Consider the following 19663-nt stretch of genomic DNA (forward strand, 5'->3'; position numbering starts at 1 on the left):
TCCGGGATCGTGCCAGGATCGACACTGTGCAACCCATGGTCGATCCGAACGAGGCGGCGAACTCCGCCGTTCCCGCCGTTCCCGCCGTGCCTGCGGTGCCTGCCCTCGACGAAGCGCTCTATCCGAAGCTCGAGCGTCGGGCGGGCGGACGCATCGTGGGTGGTGTGGCCGGCGGGATCGCCGATCACCTCGACGTCGACGTGTTCAAGGTGCGGGTGGCGTTCGCACTGCTGGCCTCCCTCGCGGGCGCGGGCATCATGGCGTACGGGTTGCTGTGGATCTTCACCCCGCAGGGCACGGACACCGAACGGCCGAATGCGTCGGAACGGCGTCGAGCGATCGGCCTGGCCGTCATCGGCCTCGCGTGCGCGGCGAGCCTGAGCTGGCTGGTCAGCGGTACCGCGGCGTCGGTCGTCACGCCGTTCATCGTCGTCGCGGTCGGTGCCGCGCTGGTGTGGCGCGAGTTCGACGTGGACGGGTCGCGGTCGGTCCTGGGACTGCCGCGGCGTCCGACGGTGCTCACCTGGGCCCGGATCCTCGGGGGAGTGACTCTGATCGTCACCGGTCTCGGTGTCGTCGTCCTCGCCCAGATCGATCTCGACGCGCTGCGTTCGTCGCTGCTGGCCGTCGTCGTGACGCTCGTCGGCGCGGGCCTGTTGACCGTGCCGCTGTGGCTGCGGCTGTGGCGGGCGCTCGGTGAGGAACGGGCCGCCCGCATCCGCAACGAGGAACGCGAGGAGATCGCGTCGCACCTGCACGATTCGGTCCTGCAGACGCTCGCACTCATCCAGAAGCAGGCCGATTCGCCGCAGGAGGTGACCCGTCTCGCTCGCGGTCAGGAACGGGAACTGCGCCGGTGGCTGTTCGGGGGCGGGGAAACGGCCCACACGAGCCTGTCGGAGGCGCTGCAGACCATCGCCGGTGAGGTCGAGGACCAGCACGGCGTCACGGTGCGGCCGGTCACGGTGGGCGACGTGGAACTCGCGGCCGAGGGCAGCGAGGGGTCCGGGCTGTCGCGGGAGTGTTTCACCGCGCTACTCGGCGCGACCCGCGAGTCGCTCGTCAACGCGGCCAAGCATTCCGGGGTGTCGAGCATCGACCTGTACGCCGAGGCCGAACGAGACCAGGTGAGCGTGTTCGTGCGCGACCGCGGCGTCGGCTTCGATCCGGACACCGTCCCCGAGGACCGGCAGGGTCTGGCGAAATCGATCCGGGCCCGGATCGAACGTCGCGGCGGTCGCGTGGAGGTCCGGTCCACGGTGGGCAAGGGCACCGAGGTGCGAATCCACATGCCGCGACCGGTGTCCGACGACGACGACGCGGAGGACGTCGTGAACGAGGTCGAACCGATGTCCTAGGGTGGGGCCGTGACTTTCACGGCCTCGCCACAGACCGGTCCCGACAAGTTCCGGGTGTTCCTCGTCGACGATCACGCAGTGTTCCGGGCGGGGGTGCGTGCCGAACTCGGACGTGAGGCGGACATGGATGTGGTGGGCGAGGCCGGTGGCGTCGCCGAGGCGATCGCCGGGATCAACGCGCTGCGTCCGCAGGTGGTCCTGCTCGACGTGCACATGCCCGACGGCGGCGGGGTCGCGGTGCTGAACGGGATCGACTCGGGTCCGGTGTGCCTGGCGCTCAGCGTGTCTGACGCCGCCGAGGACGTCATCGCGGTGATCCGGGCCGGCGCCCGCGGCTACGTCACGAAGACGATCTCGGGTGCGGAACTGGCCGACGGGGTGCGTCGCGTCGCCGGCGGTGACGCCGTGTTCAGCCCACGCCTGGCCGGGTTCGTGCTGGATTCGTTCACCGGACGGTCGAACGCGCCCGAGCCACCGCTGGATCCGGAACTGGATTCGCTCACCCCGCGAGAACTCGAGGTGCTGCGCCTGCTGGCCCGCGGCTACACGTACCGGGAGATCGCGGAGGAATTGGTGATCTCGGTGAAGACCGTCGAGACGCACGCGTCGAACGTGCTGCGGAAGACGCAGCAGTCCAACCGGAATGCGCTCACGCGCTGGGCGCACCGCCGACGCATCGACTGAGCGCCGGCCGCGTCAGGCCAGTAACGCGACGATCAGCACGATGACGAGTGCCAGCACGATGATGCCGACCATGACGGCCATCGCGAGCGGCGCAGCCGCGACCAGCCGGCCGCGTAGATCCGTGGGGGCCTGCGGTCCGGTCAGCCCGTCGGTGAGCTGACGCAGCCAGGCGCGTCCGGCCGGGCGGGGGACGGAACCCAGCGGTGTGTTCGACTGCACCGCAGGAAGATCCGTGGCGGTCGTGGGAGTCAACCGGCGTCGGGGAATCGCCGCCGGGGCCGAGCGGTACGCCCAGTTCGGGATGGCGCCGTCGGAGGTCTTCACGGGTTCGCCGATCAGGGCGCCGGTCCGGCCGACCGCGTCGGAACCGAGCGCCACGGCCGCGAGGGCGTCCCGCGCCTGCGCCATCGTGGGACGGCGGGCCGGGTCGGGTTCGAGCATGTGCAGGAGCGTGTCGGTGAGCGGGCCGCTGAGGCTCGGGCGATAGATCTCGGCCTTCGCCACCCGGTGCAACAGCGCGATCGGATCGGTGTCGAGACCGAACGGCGGTTGCCCCTCGACGACGGTGTACAGCGTGGCGCCGAGTGAGAAGACGTCGCTGGCCTCGGTGGGGTCGTCGCCGCGGGCCACCTCCGGGGCGAAGTACGCGGGCGTTCCGGTGATGACGCCGGCCTTGCTGCTCGGGGCGTCGCCCTTCGCGCGGGCGATACCGAAGTCGCTGATCTTCACGATGCCGAGTGCGTCGCCGCGGTCGGCGACGAGGATGTTGCCGGGCTTGATGTCGCGGTGCAGGATGCCGGCCGCGTGCGCGTCGGTGAGTGCCGCGGCGATCTGCGCGCCGATCTGCGCGACCTGGAGCGGCGGCAGGGTGTCGACGTAGCTCATGGCCTCGGCGAGGCTGCGCGAGGGCAGGTACTCCATGACGAGCCAGGGCTCGTCGGACTCGACCGCGACGTCGTACATGGCGATGGCGTGCTCGTGGGACAGTTGGGCGGCGTTGCGGCCCTCGCGCAGCGCGCGCTGCCGGACCTCGCGGGCCGCGGCGTCGTCCATTCCCGCGGTCGTGGTGACCTGTTTCACGGCCACCTCGCGGTCGAGCAGGGTGTCGTGAGCGAGCCACACCGCACCCATGCCGCCGCCGCCGAGCTTGGAACGCAGCCGGTACCTACCTGCCATCAGGTAGTCCGGTCCGACGACGGCCCGGCTTCGTCGGGGCTGTCCGGAGCGTTCCTGCTGAGTCACGTACCCGAGGTTAGTGGATACGCGGAGGTTCCCTTGACGTCCCGGCGCGGGGGCGCTTTACTGGTACCAGTTCGAAAGCATGTTCGAATCGAGAATTCGAGTGCTCGCGTCTTCCCCGCGTGGTGCCGAGAACCTGAAGAACCAGCGTTGTGTACCCGGGGAGCAGCCCATGACCGAACCCGCCCGACTGTCCGTATCGCCGGCCCGGCCCCGGATCGACGAGTCGGCCCCGTTGGCGGGGCTGACGCGGCAGCAACGCCTGGAGTACCTGCGCCGCCGGATGGCGGCGGTGCCGGCCCGCGGGGAAGCGGCGGACGGTCGTGAGGGCGCGGGCGGCGAACGGGTTCTCCCGGTTCCCGGGCCGCTGGCCGCGCTCCTGCCGCGAGGTGGTCTCACGCGCGGATCGGTGGTCGCTCTCTCCGGCGCGACCTCGCTGTTGCTGGGACTGCTGGCCTCGGTGACCTCGGACGGTGGGCATGCGGCGGTGATCGGCTTCCCGCGCCTGGGTCTGCTCGCGGCCGCCGAGATGGGTGCCGAGTTGCGCCGGTTGGCGTTCGTGCCGAACCCCGGTCCGGACCCGGTGGAGGTCGCGGCGGTGCTGCTCGACGGCATGGACCTGGTGGTGCTCGGGTTGGGTGGTGTCTCGGTGCCGCCGTCGCGGGCGCGGGCCGTGGTGGCCCGGGCGCGCAGCAAGCAGTCCACGTTGATCGTGACCGGCGGGGAGTGGGGTGGGGCCGAGGTCCGGTTGGAGGCGCGGGTGCGCGGGTACGACGGGGTCGGGTGCGGACCCGAGGCGGGGCGCGGCAGATTGCGTTCGGTCCGGTTGGCGGTGCGGGCCCAGGGTCGCTCGTTCCAATCGCGGACCGCGTGCCTCGACGTGCGGTCCACGCGGGGACGGGTCGAGTGGGTGCCGGAGGCGGTCGCTTTCGCGCCGGAGACGGTCGCTCGATGAGTGCGCGGGTACTCGCGGTGTGGTGTCCGGACTGGCCCGCCGTGGCCGCGGCGGCCGCAGCGGACCTCCCGGCCACCCGGCCGGTCGCGGTGTTCCTGGCCAACCGGGTGATCGCGTGCTCGGCGCAGGCCCGGGCGGAAGGGGTGCGACGCGGGCTCCGTCGTCGGGAAGCTCAGGCCAGGTGTCCGGAACTGCATGTGGCGCAGTCGGATCCGGAGCGTGACGCGCGGCTCTTCGAGTCCGTCGCAGCAGCTGTCGACGAGGCCGCGCCGGGGGTCGAGGTGCTGCGGCCCGGGCTGCTGGTGCTGGCGGCGCGCGGCGCTGTCCGGTACTTCGGATCCGAGGAGGCCGCCGCCGAGCGGATCGTGGACGCGGTCGCGGCGGCGGGCGCCGAATGTCAGATCGGGATCGCCGACGAGCTGTCCACCGCGGTGATCGCCGCACGCCGCGCTGCGCTGGTGCCGGCCGGGGGCGGCGCCCGATTCCTCGCTCCGTTGCCGATCGCGGAGATCGCAGCCGAACCCAGCCTCTCGGCGCCCGACCGCACCGACCTGGTCGATCTGTTGCGCCGGCTCGGGTTGCGCACCGTCGGGGCGTTCGCGGCGCTGTCCGCGGTGGATGTGGCGTCGCGGTTCGGGACCGACGCCGTCCGTGCGCACCGGGCCGCGCGCGGTGAGCCGGAGCGGCCGCCGTCGGCGCGGACGCTGCCCCCGGATCTCGAGGTGGAACAGCAGTGCGACCCGCCGATCGAGAGGGTCGACGCGGCGGCCTTCGCGGGGCGGGCGCTGGCGGAACGGTTGCACGCCAAACTCTCGGCCGCGTCGGTCGCGTGTACCCGGTTGCAGGTGTCGGCGAGCACCGGCAACGGCGAGCATCTGAGCCGGACGTGGCGCTGTGCCGAACCGTTGACTCCGGAGGGCACCGCGGACCGGGTGCGCTGGCAACTGGACGGCTGGCTCACCGGGCGCAGCGACTCGCGACCCACCGCCGGGATCACGGTGCTGAGCCTCGAGCCCGTCGAGGTGGTCGCGGCGGGTGCCCTGCAACTGGGGCTGTGGGGCGGGGTCGGTGAGGAGGACGAGCGGGCGCGGCGGGCGCTGGTCCGGGTACAGGGCCTGCTCGGTGGCGAGGCGGTTCAGGTGGGGGTGCTCAGTGGTGGAAGGGGGCCGATGGACCGAATTACATTGGTGCCGTTGGGGGATGAGCTGGTTGCCGAGACCGATCCGTCGGCGCCGTGGCCGGGCCGGATACCCGAGCCGGCGCCGTCGACGGTGCTGCCGAACGTCCCCGTGGTGTCGCTCGAGGACCGCTCGGGAGCTCCGGTGCACGTGACCGAGCGGGGCGAGTTGGGTGCGGCGCCCACACTGCTGCGCTGGGGGAGTCGGGACTGGGGTGTGCAGGGCTGGGCGGGGCCGTGGTCGGTCGACGAGCGATGGTGGGACGCGTCGGCGGCGCGGGCGGCGGCCCGGGTGCAGGTTCTGCTCGCCGATTCGCGGGCCTTGCTTCTGATCTACGAGAGAGGAAGGTGGGGGGTGGAAGGCATCTACGAGTAATGCTGTGCACAGTACCCGTAGGGGGTATAGGTTCTGTGAGTATGAACCCACACGGAGAAGAAGTTCACCAGGGTCACGCCGCACACGCCGGACATACCGATCACGCGGGCCACTCGGGTCACTCAGGTCACGCTGGGCACGGCGATCACGTCGCCCAGTTCCGCAGACTCTTCTGGATCATGCTGGTTCTCGCGATCCCGGTTGTCGGCGCCAACATGATGTTCGCCGACCTCGTCGGCTACACGTTGCCGGACAACCCGGCGGTGGAATGGATTTCGCCACTGCTCGGCACGGTCATGTTCGTGTGGGGCGGGCGACCCTTCCTCACCGGTGCGGTGAGCGAGATCCGGGCGCGTCAGCCCGGGATGATGCTGCTCATCGCACTCGCGATCACCGTCGCGTTCGTGTCGTCGTGGGGTTCGAGCCTGGGCCTGCTCGGGCACGACCTCGACTTCTGGTGGGAGCTCGCGCTCCTGATCGTGATCATGTTGCTCGGTCACTGGATCGAGATGCGTTCGCTCGGGCAGGCGTCGAGCGCGCTCGATTCCCTCGCCGCGCTGCTCCCGGACGAGGCCGAACGCATCGACGCCGACGGGACGGTCACCACCGTCTCGACTGCCGATCTGGTGACCGGTGACGTCGTCATGGTGCGTCCGGGCGGGCGCATCCCGGCCGACGGGCGGATCGTGGAGGGGGCCGGGGATCTCGACGAATCGATGATCACCGGAGAGTCGCGCACCGTACGCCGCGAACTCGGGGATCCCGTCGTGGCCGGTACCGTGTCGACCGATTCGGCACTGCGGGTCGAGATCACCGCGGTCGGCGAGGACACGGCGCTGGCCGGCATCCAGCGTCTGGTCGCGGAGGCACAGAACTCGTCGTCGCGGGCGCAGGTACTCGCCGATCGAGCCGCTGCGCTGCTGTTCTGGTTCGCGTTGGGTGCGGCGGTGATCACGCTGCTGGTGTGGTCCATCTTCGGCACGCCCGACGAGGCGATCACCCGCACCATCACGGTCCTCGTCATCGCGTGCCCGCACGCGTTGGGCCTGGCGATCCCGCTCGTGGTGTCGATTGCCACCGAACGGGCCGCCCGCGCCGGCGTGCTGATCACCGACCGGCGGGCGCTCGAGGCGATGCGCACCGTCGACACCGTCCTGTTCGACAAGACCGGCACCCTCACCAAGGGCGAGCCGGCACTCGTCGCCACCGGCGCGGTACCCGGTGTCGACGAGGACACCCTCGTCGCACTCGCCGCAGCTGTGGAACGTGACAGCGAGCACCCGCTGGGGCGGGCGATCGTCGCCGCGGCCGAGCACCGCGAATTGCGGATCCCGCAGGCCACCGCGTTCCAGGCCCGCAACGGGGTCGGCGTCACCGCAACCGTCGACGGCGCCGAGGTGAGCGTCGGCGGGCCCGGCATGCTCGACAGTCACGGGGCCTCGGCGCTTCCGGTGTCGGAGGAGTGGGCGGCGCAGGGCTCCACCGTCCTGCACGTACTTCGCGACGGCCGCGTCGTCGGCGCGCTGGGTCTGGCCGACGAGATCCGCCCGGAGTCCCGCGACGCGATCGAGGCGCTGCACGCCCGCGGCGTGCGCGTGGTGATGCTGACCGGCGACGCGTACGCCGTCGCCCGTGCGGTCGGCGACGACCTCGGCATCGACGACGTGATCGCCGGGGTGTTGCCGCAGGACAAGGGGGCGAAGGTCAAGGAACTGCAGGCCGCCGGACGCCGGGTCGCGATGGTCGGCGACGGCGTCAACGATGCACCCGCGCTCGCACAGGCCGACGTCGGCATCGCGATCGGCGCCGGCACCGACGTCGCGATCGCATCGGCGGGTGTGGTGCTGGTGAGCGACGATCCGCGTGCCGTGGTCTCGGTGATCGAGTTGTCGCACGCGACGTACCGGAAGATGGTGCAGAACCTGGCGTGGGCGGCTGGATACAACGTGATCTCGGTGCCCCTCGCGGCCGGTGTCCTCGCCCCGATCGGGTTCGTGCTGCCGATGGAGATCGGTGCGATCCTCATGTCGGCGTCGACGGTCGTGGTGGCGGCCAACGCCCAGTTGCTGCGCCGGTTGAACCTCACGCCGCAGCAGGCGACCCGGGCGGTTCCCGAACGAGAGCACGACTACGCTCGATGACCGTGCAGCTCACCGAGACGACGGTCACCCGCAGTGGTCACACGATTTCCTACCGTGACAGTGGCAGCACTTTCTCTGGGACGCATCAGGTTCCGGTGATCCTGGTGCACGGCATGGGCGGGGACAACCGCACATGGGACCGGTTCGCGCGGTCGATGACGGCGAGGGGGCGCCGGGTCCTCGCGGTGGACCTGCGCGGACACGGACGCAGTGCCCGGGCCGCGTCCTACCTGTTCGGTGAGTTCGGCGACGACATCCTGGGGCTGTGCGAGGACCTCGACTTCGACCGGGTCGATCTCGTGGGGCATTCGCTCGGTGGGCACGCGGTGTCGCTGGTCGCGCAGCAGCAACCCGAACTGGTGCGTCGTCTGGTCCTGGAGGAGGCGCCGCTGCCGCTGCGGCCGGGTGATCCTGTTCCGAACTTCGCCGGCAGGCTGCCGTCGCTCGTCGAGTTGTGGCACGCAACCACCAGCATGCTGCGCAGCCCGCGTGCGGTGTGGGCGTTCGACCGGTCGATGACGGCGTCGGCCCTCACACAGTTCCACGAGCCCAATCCGCTGTGGTGGCAACGCCTCACGGACATCGAGGCGCGGACCCTGATCCTGCGCGGCGGACCCACCGGCATGGTCGACCCGGTACTGCTCGACGCCGCGGTCTCCGCGATCCGGGACTGCGAGGTGGTCTCGTTCGCGTGTGGGCACAGTATCCATCGGGATCGGTTCCGCGACTTCGAGAACGCGGTGCTGCCCTTCCTGATGGCGCCCTGAACCTGATGCGGCCCTGAAACCCGGCCCCGCGTGGCAGTATGCGGGACATGGGTTTCCGGGATGGGATGCGTGGTGGAAACGGCAAACTGATTGCCTGGTCGGTCGCCTTCGTGGTGTCGCAGGCGAACATCGCGCGTCTGCTCGGCCCGGTCGGGCCGAAGCTGTTGAAGACGCAGACGGCTCGGTCGGCGCACGCGTACCGAACGGTCCTCGACGGGATGGACCCTGCGGAGACCGAGCGCTACCGCAGCCACTTCTATCCGGACTTCGTGCACCCGATCGTCTACGCGGCGGCGTTGCGAGCCGGGGCACGGCGCCTCGACGAACTGGCGCCCCTGTCGCCGACGGCCAGGCGGGTGCTTCTCGCCGCGCCCGTCGTCGCGGCCGCGGGCGACTACATCGAGAACGTCGCCGGGCTGTACCTGCTCGATCACCGGTACCGGATCACCGACCGCACCATCCGCGCCACGACCGCGGTGAGCACCACCAAGTGGGTGCTCGCGCTGGGGTCGCTGGCCTACCTGACCCGCGGCTTCGCCCGGGTGTGGCGCGGGCGCTGACATGGCGGACGACCTGCCTGTCGAGCAGTTCTCGGACCCGGATGCGTTTCGGGAGTGGTTGCGCGCCAACACGTCCACATCGACCGGAGTGTGGCTGAAGCTCGCGAAGAAGGGTTCGGAGCACACGACCGTCACCTACGCGGAGGCGGTGGAGGTGGCGCTGTGTTTCGGCTGGATCGACAGCCAGGCTCGTCGGCTCGACGACGACTTCCGCCTGCAACGGTTCACGCCCCGCCGCGCCCGCAGTCCGTGGTCGAAGCGCAACCGCGAGGCGGTGGAGGCGCTACTCGCGCGCGGGTTGATGGAGCCGTCCGGCCTCGCTGCAGTCGAGGCAGCCAAGTCCGACGGGCGGTGGGAGCGCGCCTACGACGGGCCCAAGGACGCCCAGGTGCCGCCCGACTTCGCCGCCGCGTTGGCCGCGAACCCGGCAGCGGAGGCGTTCTTCGCGACCCTCGACAGCCGCAACCGGTTCGCGGCGCTGTATCGCATCCAGGACGCCAAGCGTCCCGACACCCGGGCCCGGCGGATCGCCTCGTTCGTCGAGCAGTTCGCCGAGGGCCGGAAGTTCTACGGGTGAGGACGACCGGGCCTCGGTGCTCGAAGTGATCGATGCCGGTACACAATGACGAGGTGAGTGAATCGGTACCCCAGGCTGGCCCCTTCACGTGTTCGGTGTTGTCCGCGGACGAACCGCTGCCCGGCACCGCGGCGCAGGTCGCAGGGTGGGTGTGTGTGGAGTATCCGGGCGCGTGGGGGCGGGACGTACTGGACGGGACTGCCCTGGGCCCCGAGTTGGCGGCCGCCCTGACGGATCGGGCCGATGCGGCCGGCGTTCGAATCATGTTCATTCGGCGTCCGGGGCGCACAGAGGACCGCGGCACCCGGACGGTCCTGCTGGCGAACTCGCATCCCGACGACGCGTGGTGCGAGCGGCTCGAGATCGGAGCGGTCGCCGACCTCCTCGACATCGACCTGACACGGATCGCCGGCCCGGCGCCGGGGCTGGGGGAGCGCGTCGACGGTCCGATAGTGCTGGTGTGCGCACACGGCAAGCGCGACCAGTGCTGCGCGGTCCTGGGGCGTCCGGTCGCGGCGACGCTCGCAGCGGAGTTCTCCGGCGACGTGTGGGAGTGCTCGCACACCGGCGGCCACCGCTTCGCGCCGTCGATGATCCTGCTACCGAGCGGCCAAACGTACGGCCGGCTCACCCCCGCCGAGAGCGGTCTCGCGGTGTGGGCCGCGCGCAGCGACGAGGTCTACCTGCCCGGCCTGCGCGGCCGCAGCGTCTGGGGACAGCGCGGCCAGGTCGCGGAGGTGGCGGTCCGTCAGGGCGTGCCGGCCGGAATCGACGACCTGACGGTGGACGAGAGAGCGCATCATCCGGTGGTGAGCCACCGCGACGGGCGCCGCTGGCAGGTGACGGTCGAGCAGCGTGAACTGCCGGCCCGTCCGGCCAGCTGCGGCGCGGACGCCAAACCGGTCCGCCCGGTCGTCGCGGTCCACGTACGCGAACTCCCCGCCGAGGTTCCGGCGGGGAGTCCGATGTAGTTGTCCGTCAGCCCGATTCGGCGACGCGTGCCGCCGGACGGGCATGCGGCGACCCGATCGGCACCACCTTGCGTGGCGCGTGCGTGCGCTCCCGGATTCCGAAATTGTTGGAGAGAAATGATTCCGCGGAATCGTCGAGGATATTCATCCACTCGTCGTGCAACGGCGGGGCGACGGTTCCGGTCAGCGTCGACGTGTAGCTGCAGTTCCGGTAGCCCATGATGTCGTTCTTCTTGTCCTTCTTCCACTTCTTGAACAGCTCGCCCTGTTTTTCGACGTGGAATTCGGGGTAGTCGGTCCGGTCGACCAGATCGCGAATGTACGCCGCCTGGAAATCGATCTCTTCGACTGCGTTCTGCAGGTTTTCCTCGCGTTCGCGCCACGCGTCGATATCTCGCTCGCGGGCGTCGTGATCGGGCAATTCGATGCGATCGAGAATCACGTCGCGCACATACCAGGCCTGCGCGTCGAACATATTGAACGTGAAGTACTGGTCCTGCATGCCCAGGAAGAACAGGTGCGGATCAGCCTGCGAGACGACACCCTTGTAGATGCCGCGCGGGTACAGACGGTTGTTCGTCTTCAGAGTCAGCTCGTCGGGCAGGAACGGGAAGTGGTGCCGGTACCCGGTGCAGAGCACGATGGCGTCCACCTCACGGGTGCTGCCGTCCTGGAAGTGCACGGTGTTGCCGTCGATCGCGGTGAGCAGCGGCACCTCGGACAGACCCTCGGGCCAGTCGTGCCCCATCGGGCTCGTGCGGTAGCTGAAGGTGACCTCGGCGGCGCCGTACTTGAAGCACTGGGTGCCGATGTCCTCCGCGGAATAGCTGCTGCCGATCAGCAGGAGGCGCTTACCTGTGAATTCCCGTGCGTCACGGAAATCGTGCGCGTGCAGGACGCGTCCCGGGAAGTCCTCGATGCCGTCGAAATGGGGCACGTTCGGAGTGGAGAAATGTCCGGTTGCCACCACTACGTGATCGAACAGTTCGGTCTCGAGCACGTCCTTGCGGTGGTCGGCGACGGTCACCGCGAACCTGTCCGGGCCGTTCTCGGTCGGCACGCGTTCCACCCACCGGACGGCGGTGTCGAAGCGGATGTACTTGCGGACGTCGTCCTGATCCACCCGGCCCATGATGTAGTCGTGCAGCACCGCCCGCGGCGGATACGACGGAATGGGTCGGCCGAAATGTTCCTCGAAAGAATAGTCGGCGAACTCCAGGCACTCCTTCGGCCCGTTGGACCAGAGGAAGCGATACATGCTCCCGTGTACCGGTTCGCCGTGTTGGTCGAGACCCGTGCGCCACGTGTAGTTCCACATGCCGCCCAGATCGCTCTGCTTTTCGTAACAAACAATTTCGGGCATCGACCCAAGACCTGATTTACGTGCAGACTCGAATGCCCTCAACTGTGCGAGGCCACTCGGACCGGCTCCCAAAATCGCGATCCTTGGCGTCAAAGTTCTCTCCCTATTTTCGGTGATCCCTCCTATCTTGCTTAGCACAGCGAAAGACGGTTTGGCCAACTCGTGAATCGAAATTGTGTGCGATCGCGTCGGCGAAATTCACCCGTTCACCAGTGCAAACGCCTCACCAGTGCGCGCCCGGAATCAGCCGGGCGAGACGGCGCCCGAACCGCGCCGCCACGGCGGTCGGACCGGTCGGTCGAGGGGCGGGAGTGGACGAGTGAGGCTCGAGAGGCGCGGGGGTGCCGACCTCGGTGCCGGCCTCCCCGCGCGCCGCCGGCGAATCGGGGAATGCGTGATACATCTGCGACAGTGCGCGGTCCTTGAGGCGAGGCGCGAATATGCCGCCGAATTCGGCGAGAGTGCCGACGGGGACGTCGATGCGTTTGGGTTTCTCGATCAACGCGCGGACCACCATGGCGGCGGCCTTCTCCGGACTGGCGGCGGGCCCGGCGTTGTACTGACCGGTCGGCGCGATCATCGGGGTGCGCACCAGTGGCATGTGAATCGTGGTGAACGTGATGCCGTCCGATAACGTCTCGGCGGCGGCGACGTCCGCGAACGCGTCGAGCGCGGACTTGCTCGCGACGTACGCCGCGAATCGTGGTGTCCGGGCCTGGACGCCGGCGGTGCTGATGTCGACGATGTGACCGAAGCGGCGCTCACGCATGTGCGGCAGCAGCGCCAGCACCATGCGCACCGCGCCGAAGTAGTTGACCGCCATCGTGCGCTCGAAGTCGTGCAGTCGGTCGGTCGAGTGGTACAGGCCACGCCGGATGGAGCGGCCGGCGTTGTTGACGAGCATGTCGACGTGATCGTGTTCGGTCAGAATCGACTTCACCGTCCGCTCGACGGCCTCGCTGTCGGTGACGTCGCACTGGTAGGCGTACGCCGATCCGCCGGCCTCCCGGATCCCGGACACGACGGCGTCCAGTTCGTCGGCGCGGCGGGCCAGCAGCAACACGGTCGCGCCCTTGGCGGCGGTCGCGATCGCGGCGGCGCGTCCGATGCCGGAGGACGCCCCGGTGATGACGACGTTCCGGTTCACGAGGGGGCCGGCCGGGTCGTCACGCCGGGCACGGTCCGGGTCGAGATGCTCGCGCCAGTACGCCCACAGCGTCTCCGCGTACGACGGGAAGGGCGGCACCGCAATTCCGCTGTCGTGCAGGGCTTCTCGTGTTCTCTCCGTGGTGAACCGGGCCGGCAGGGTGAGGTGGTCGAGCATGACCGGCGGGACGCCCATGCGGCGCAGTGCGACGTCGCGGACCCCACGTACCTGCGCGGGCGGATCGAGCAACGGCCGGGCGAGAGCCCCGGGGAGATCGGCGACCGGGGTGGGCGCATGCGCGGCCTTCGCGAGTGCGGCATAGATCTGCCGAACCGGCTGGGCGTCCGGCGAGACGAGGTGGAACGTCCGGTGGTCGAGGCCCGGCCGCAGCATCAGCTCCACGATCGCGGCGGCGACGAAGTCCACCGGAACCACGTTGGTGTAGCCGAGTTTCGGGACGGCCACCGGCAGCGCGGACGGCAGCTTCGCGAGTGCGGCGAGCGCGGGGAAGAAGTAGTAGGGGCCGTCCACCTTGTCCATCTCGCCGGTGACCGAGCTCCCGACCACAGCTGCTGGACGATAGACCCGCCACGGAACGCCGGAGGTGCGCACCAGCCGCTCGGCCTCGAACTTGGTGCGGTGGTACGGCGTCGGGAAGTGCTGGCCGAGGTCGAAGTCGTCCTCGGTGAACCGGCCGCGGTGATCGCCGGCCACCGCGATGGACGAGACGTGGTGCAGCGTCGCACCGAGTCCCGAGGCGAGATCGATCACCGCCCGGGTGCCGTCGATGTTGGTCGACGCCTGCTCCTCGCCCGCGGCGAGGTCGTAGATCGCGCCGAGATGCAGCACGTGGTCGGCGGCCGGTGGCGGGGTCCGCAGCCCGAGCCCCGGCGCGGTGAGGTCGCCGACGAGTGCGTGGACCCGGGCGCGGTCGGGCCAGCGCTCGGCCGACCGCTCGAACTTCGACAGCGAACCGGGGCGGACGAGGACGTGCACCTGCGCCGACGGGTCCCGTTCGAGTAGCCGCTCGATCGTGTGCCTGCCGAGGAATCCCGTGCCGCCCGTGACGATGTACGTGGCCATACCCCGGAACTTACTCTGAAGTAAGGAGCGTCACCAGGGATACGCGAATCTCAGTGACCGAGTCCGACACGCGCGTGCACTCGCCGCATCCAGGCCGGGGCCCACCAGTTGGCCTCACCCATCAGCTTGACCAGCGACGGCACCAGCAGCATCCGCACGACCGTCGCGTCGATGATCAGCGCGAGAATCATGCCTACGCCGAGGAACCGCATGATCGACAGCCCCGACACCGTGAAGGCGCCGGTGACGACGATGAGCAGCATCGCCGCCGCGGTGACGACCCGGCCGGTGCGTTCGGTTCCGATCCGGACGGCCTCCTCGGTGGTGGCGCCGGCTGCCCGGGCCTCCACCATCCGCGACATCAGGAACACCTCGTAGTCGGTGGACAACCCGAACACCACCGCGAGGATGAGCACCACGAACGTGGCCTCGAGCGGGGCCGGAGTGACACCGAGGAGTTCGGCGCCGTGCCCCTCCTGGAACACCCACGTGAGGACGCCGAACGTCGCGGCGAGGCTCAGACCCGCCATCGCGACGGCCTTGACCGGTAGCACCACCGATCCGAACGCCAGGAACATCAGCACCAGCGTCGAGAGCACCATGATCGCGATCATCGCGGGCAAGAAGCGCACGATCGCGGCGTTGCCGTCGTCGACGGATGCCTGCCCGCCGCCGACGAGCAGTTCGGTGCCCGGTGGGGCCTCGATCGCCCGCAGGCCCTGCACGGCGTCGCCGGCCGCGCCGCCCTCGACACCCTCGGCGTAGAGGGCCTGGATCGCGGTCACGTCGTTCTTCGTCGCGAGCACGACGGCCTGCGAGATGCCGTCCACCTGCTTGGCCTCGGCGACGACCCTCGACAGATCACCCGGGGATGCGGGTGCCCCGCCGGGGCCGCGCAGGACCAGCGTCGCTCCTTCGCCGGTCGACGGGAACTCGGTCGCGAGGGTCTCGGTGGCGATGCGGGCCGGATCGTCGGCCGGCAGTGCGGTGTAGGTGATCTCGCCGAGTGTCGCCTTCGTCAGCGGCGCGGCGAGCACCAGCAGGCCCGCGGTGATGCCGACCGCGACGACCGCCGGTCGCCTCATCACCTTCGTGACGACACCGCCCCAGAAGCGCCGTGCGCGTTCCTCGCCGCGTTGCGCCGCACCCTTACGCCACGACAGTGCGTCGATGCGGTGTCCGAGGATCGCGAGCAGCGCGGGCAGGACGGTCAGCGACAGCACCGCCGCACCCGTCACGGCTGCGATCGCGCCGAAACCGAGCGAGCGGATCACCGCCTGCGGGAACACCAGCATGCCCGCGAACGCGCACACCAGCAGCAGACCCGAGAACATCACGGTGCGACCGGCCGTCAGCACGGTCCGGCGGGCCGCGTCGGCGGGCGCCGCTCCTGTCGCCAACTCCTCACGGAAGCGACTGACGATGAACAGGCCGTAGTCGATCGCCAGCCCCAGCCCGATGAGCGACGCGACGTTGAGCGCGAACGAACTGACCTCGGTCACTCCGGTGAGCAGGCGCAGGATACCCAGTGAACTGAGAACCGAGAGCAGTCCGACGAACACCGGGACGGCGGCCGCGGCCACCCCGCCGAACACGAACACCAACAGCACCAACGTGATGGGGATCGCGATGGCCTCGGCGCGGACCAGGTCGGCCTGCAACCGGTTGCTGAGCGAGACCCCGACGACGGCCCCGCCCGCGAATTCGGATTCCACCCCGTCGATCTCGAGCCTCGGCAGCAGGTCGCCGAAATTGGCGACGGTCACCTCCGCGTCGGGCGAGAGCACGATCGACGCGGCCACCTTCGTCCCGTCGTTCGAGAGCAGCAACTGTTTCGCCGGCGGGACAGCGGTCCAGTACGACGTCACCGACTGGGTCGGCACGTCGGCCGCGAACCGGTCGAGGGTCTCGGTGACGACCGGCTCCAGCTCGGCGAGGGTCTGCCCCGCAGGGACCGTGTAGATCGCGACGATGTCGGGATCCTGGCGGCCGAAGTTGTCGTCGACGATCTTCGACACCTGTGCCGATTCGCTTCCCGGATCGGTGTAGCCGCCCTGACTGAGTTTGGAGAACACGCCGGTGCCCCAGATTCCCGCCACCACGGCGGCGATCAGAACGACCGCCAGTACCCACCATTTGCGTGCAACGACGATCGAGGCCCAGCGTGTCATTCCCGCGACTCTAGCGACCGACCCGGCCCGTCATCTCTTTCCGTGGGCGCCACCCGTCGATCCCCGGCGTCGTCCACTGAGACCATCGTGGGCATGGATGACGTTCGAGTGTGCTTCGTCGGTGACTCCTTCGTTGCGGGAGTGGGAGATTCCGAGTTCCTCGGCTGGGCGGGTCGACTCGCGGCGGGGTCCCCGGCGACGGCGCTGACGGCCTACAACCTCGGGGTGCGACGGCAGACGTCGAGTGACGTCCGGGGCCGTTGGCGGGACGAGTGCGCGCAGCGCCTGCCTGCGGGTGTCGACCGGCGCGTGGTGTTCTCGTTCGGCGTCAACGACACGACCGTCGAGGGTGGCGCGCCGCGTGTCGACCCGCACGTGTCCGTGGAGAATCTCGCCGCGATGCTCGCGGAGTGTGCGGCGAGCGGATGGCGGGCGCTGGTCGTGGGACCGCCGCCGATCGACGACGCAGATCAGAATGCGCGCACGGCCGCGCTCGACCGGCGGTTCGCCGCGGTCTGCCGGTCTGCCGGTGTCGAGTACGTTCCGGTCCTCGACGCCCTCGTCGCCGACCCGGTCTGGATGCAGCAGGTGCGGGACGGGGACGGAGCCCACCCTGACAGCGGCGGATACCGGACGCTCGCGGCGCTGGTGCGCCCCGTGTGGGAGGAGTGGACGACCATGGTCCGATCCGAGGGCCGGTAACCTTCCGCGACGGGACTGCGCTACCTATGCTCCGGGTGTGCTGTCGACCTTCGATCCCCGGACCCCACGTGAGCGGGGCGCCGGATCCGTCACAGACTGGGACGAGATCAAGCAGTGGTCGGACGCGGTGTACATGCCGTACTCGGTGCGGCCGGTGGGGCGCGGACTAGTCCCCGCGTCCGACATGTTCTCGGTGAAGATCGCCGAGATGACGCTCACCCGGTTCAGCTACGGGATTCCGGTGGCGCTGAGCGAATTCGAGCCCGAGGCCGGCAACGTCCTGGTGCTCACCACCTTGAATGGGCGGACACGGCACGAAGTGACCACGAAGTCCAGCGTCGACCTGAGGTCCGGACAGACGTTCGTCGTCGACTGCAGTCGGGTCGACTACGGGTTTGCCGCCGACGCCGACCATCTTCAGCTCAACCTCACGATCCCGCACCGGTTGTTGGCCGATTTCGCGCTGCGGTGGTGGGGGCGGGCTCCCGACGACCGGCTGTGGCGGCACAAGTGCGTCGTCGGCGGCCCGGGTAGCCCATGGTTGGCGTTGTTGGACTACGCTTCGCGCACCCTGGCGACGGACCGGGATACGATCGCGCACAGTCGCATCGGAACGAATCTGCAGGAAATCATCGCGGCACAGGTGCTCGAGGAATGGGCGGCGAGTGCCGGTGTCGACCCGGCGCCGGCCCCGGCAGTGCCCGCGCCCGGCTACGTCAGGCGGGCGGTGCGCTACATCGAAGACAACGCTCGCGACCTTCCGACGGTGGCCGAGGTAGCCCAGGAGGTCGGTGTCAGCGTCCGGGCGCTGTCCGGCGGATTCCGCGAATACCTCGGGATCACCCCGCGGGACTGTCTGCGCGAGCACCGGCTGGAGGGAGTGCGGCGAGAGCTGTCCTCCCATGCGACGACGACGGTCGCCGCGGCCGCGGGTGCGTGGGGGTACGTCAACATGGGTGTCTTCGCCGCGGCTTACCGGCAACGGTTCGGTGAGAACCCGTCCGACACCCTGCGTCGCGGAAGGAAGTGACGCCGATCACGAATATCTGCCGGTTCGAGACGGTGATTGCCGATCGAGGACGCGGGCGCCGCGGAAATCCCCCTAGGTTGCTCTCCTGTACGAGGTCATTGACGGGAGATGAACTGTGGAACAACGTGATTCGAAGCTGAACTCCGTGCTCGACGGCGTGACGGGTGCCGGTGCCGGGCAGATACCCGGTGTGGTCGCGATGCTGACCGACCGGAACGGGACCGTGTACGAGGGTTCGGCCGGAGTTCGGTCGATACTCGACGCGCGGCCGATGACACCCGACACCGTGTTCGCCATGTTCTCGACGACGAAAGCGATCACCGGCACCGCCGTGCTGCAGTGCGTGGAGGAAGGGCTCCTCGATCTCGACGCTCCGGCGTCGAACTACCTGCCGGAGATCGGGAAACTCGAAGTGATCGACGGCTTCGATGCGCAGGGGGCGCCCGTGCTGCGGGCACCCCGACGCGCGATCACGACGCGCATGCTGCTGCTGCACACTGCCGGATTGGGTTACCCGTTCTTCGACGAGACGTACCACCGGTTGACGGTCGAGCACGGCTGGCCGAGCGTCATCACCGGCACCAAGGCCGCGCTGACGACGCCGCTGCTGTTCGATCCGGGTGAGCGCTGGCAGTACGGATCGAACATCGACTGGGCAGGGCTGGTCGTCGAGGCTGTGCGGGGCGAGCGACTGGGCGACGTGATGTCCGAGCGCATCTTCACCCCCTTGGGGATGTCGGACACGGCCTTCCGGCTCGACGAGGCGATGGAGCAGCGGCGGGCGACGATCCATCAGCGGCGGCGGGACGGGGTGCTCGAACCGCTCGACTTGGTGTTGCCGCAGGATCCCGAGGTGCACATGGGTGGTCACGGGCTGTACTCGACCGTCGGGGACTACACCAGGTTCCTCCGCATGTGGTTGAACGACGGTATGGGTGACCATGGCCGCGTCCTCGAGGCGGGGACAGTCGAGCGGGCTGTCCTGAGCGGGCTGGACGGGCAGCAGGTGACGATGCTGCCCGGCGTCGAACCGGAGCTGTCCAACGACGCCGAGTTCTTCCCCGGGCAGCGTAAATCGTGGGCGTACACGTTCATGGTCAACGACGAGCCGGCGCCGACCGGCCGGCCGGCGGGCTCGCTCGCCTGGGCTGGGCTCGCGAACCTCTATTACTGGATCGATCGGCAGAACGGCATCGCAGGTATGTGGGCCGCGCAGGTTCTGCCCTTCGCGGACCGCGCATCACTCGACGGCTACCTCGAGTTCGAAGCGGCTGCCTATCGCACGCTGGGGCCGTAGGGCCACCGTCCGGCAGGGGTACTCGCGTTGACCCTGCCGGGCACACGTGCCACACTCGAACATGA

Annotated in this window: 16 protein-coding genes; 12 read left to right on the forward strand and 4 right to left on the reverse strand. The window is 69.5% G+C overall.

Annotation, left to right across the window (positions count from 1 at the left end):
• Positions 1–35 precede the first annotated feature (35 nt).
• Positions 36–1358 carry an ATP-binding protein gene (locus PSS76_RS07135; RefSeq protein ID WP_081265004.1) on the forward strand — a complete coding sequence of 441 codons (1323 nt, stop codon included), beginning with the start codon at positions 36–38 and terminating at the stop codon, positions 1356–1358.
• A 9-nt stretch (positions 1359–1367) separates the two neighbouring features.
• Positions 1368–2042, forward strand: coding sequence for a response regulator (locus PSS76_RS07140; protein WP_064076634.1), 675 nt, complete (start codon positions 1368–1370; stop codon positions 2040–2042).
• 12 nt (positions 2043–2054) lie between these two features.
• Here the strand turns inward: PSS76_RS07140 and PSS76_RS07145 are convergent, their stop codons facing one another.
• Positions 2055–3284: a serine/threonine-protein kinase gene (locus tag PSS76_RS07145; protein WP_005518506.1), complete on the reverse strand. Its 1230-nt coding sequence runs from the start codon at positions 3282–3284 to the stop codon at positions 2055–2057.
• A gap of 169 nt (positions 3285–3453) precedes the next feature.
• On the opposite strand from PSS76_RS07145, the gene imuA' reads away from it, so the two are divergent.
• From imuA' to PSS76_RS07180, 7 genes are read left to right on the forward strand one after another with little or no spacing between them, the layout of a single operon-like run.
• Entirely contained in the window at positions 3454–4236 is a 783-nt protein-coding gene (gene imuA', locus PSS76_RS07150) for a DnaE2-dependent mutagenesis accessory factor ImuA' (protein WP_226347369.1), read from the forward strand.
• Entirely contained in the window at positions 4233–5789 is a 1557-nt protein-coding gene (locus PSS76_RS07155) for a DNA polymerase Y family protein (protein WP_084846993.1), read from the forward strand. Before imuA' ends, PSS76_RS07155 begins: the two co-directional genes overlap by 4 nt.
• Positions 5790–5830: 41 nt before the next feature.
• Entirely contained in the window at positions 5831–7930 is a 2100-nt protein-coding gene (locus PSS76_RS07160; RefSeq protein WP_084846991.1) for a heavy metal translocating P-type ATPase, read from the forward strand.
• A complete protein-coding gene (locus PSS76_RS07165) occupies positions 7927–8697 on the forward strand; it encodes an alpha/beta fold hydrolase (protein ID WP_069856663.1) in 771 nt (256 codons plus the stop codon). Before PSS76_RS07160 ends, PSS76_RS07165 begins: the two co-directional genes overlap by 4 nt.
• 38 nt (positions 8698–8735) lie before the next feature.
• Entirely contained in the window at positions 8736–9257 is a 522-nt protein-coding gene (locus tag PSS76_RS07170) for a hypothetical protein (RefSeq protein WP_081182685.1), read from the forward strand.
• Between the two features lies 1 nt (position 9258).
• Entirely contained in the window at positions 9259–9834 is a 576-nt protein-coding gene (locus PSS76_RS07175) for a YdeI/OmpD-associated family protein (protein WP_013416835.1), read from the forward strand.
• A gap of 32 nt (positions 9835–9866) precedes the next feature.
• On the forward strand, positions 9867–10805 hold the full coding sequence (locus tag PSS76_RS07180) for a ferredoxin family protein (protein ID WP_064057788.1): 939 nt from the start codon (positions 9867–9869) through the stop codon (positions 10803–10805).
• Between the two features lie 7 nt (positions 10806–10812).
• Here PSS76_RS07180 and PSS76_RS07185 read toward each other — a convergent pair whose 3' ends face one another.
• From PSS76_RS07185 to PSS76_RS07195, 3 genes are all read right to left on the reverse strand, one after another.
• Positions 10813–12261 (reverse strand): trimethylamine monooxygenase, encoded by a 1449-nt coding sequence (locus tag PSS76_RS07185; RefSeq protein ID WP_013416833.1) that lies wholly within the window; start codon positions 12259–12261, stop codon positions 10813–10815.
• Between the two features lie 130 nt (positions 12262–12391).
• The gene (locus PSS76_RS07190; RefSeq protein WP_145273031.1) at positions 12392–14398 is read right to left on the reverse strand and encodes an SDR family oxidoreductase; all 2007 of its coding nucleotides are present in this window, start codon (positions 14396–14398) and stop codon (positions 12392–12394) included.
• Positions 14399–14448: 50 nt separating this feature from the next.
• On the reverse strand, positions 14449–16569 hold the full coding sequence (locus tag PSS76_RS07195) for an MMPL family transporter (protein ID WP_069856660.1): 2121 nt from the start codon (positions 16567–16569) through the stop codon (positions 14449–14451).
• Positions 16570–16662: 93 nt separating this feature from the next.
• On the opposite strand from PSS76_RS07195, the gene PSS76_RS07200 reads away from it, so the two are divergent.
• The 3 genes from PSS76_RS07200 to acmB all read left to right on the forward strand — a co-directional run bounded on the left by PSS76_RS07200 (position 16663) and on the right by acmB (position 19598).
• Positions 16663–17271, forward strand: coding sequence for a DUF459 domain-containing protein (locus PSS76_RS07200; protein WP_064076629.1), 609 nt, complete (start codon positions 16663–16665; stop codon positions 17269–17271).
• Between the two features lie 37 nt (positions 17272–17308).
• Entirely contained in the window at positions 17309–18301 is a 993-nt protein-coding gene (locus PSS76_RS07205; protein WP_081120665.1) for an AraC family transcriptional regulator, read from the forward strand.
• 115 nt (positions 18302–18416) lie between these two features.
• A complete protein-coding gene (acmB, locus tag PSS76_RS07210; protein ID WP_084869156.1) occupies positions 18417–19598 on the forward strand; it encodes a methyl acetate hydrolase AcmB in 1182 nt (393 codons plus the stop codon).
• Positions 19599–19663 lie beyond the last annotated feature (65 nt).

It is taken from the genome of Prescottella sp. D32 (assembly GCF_037287305.1).
In the GTDB taxonomy this organism is placed as follows: Bacteria; Actinomycetota; Actinomycetes; order Mycobacteriales; family Mycobacteriaceae; genus Prescottella; species Prescottella equi.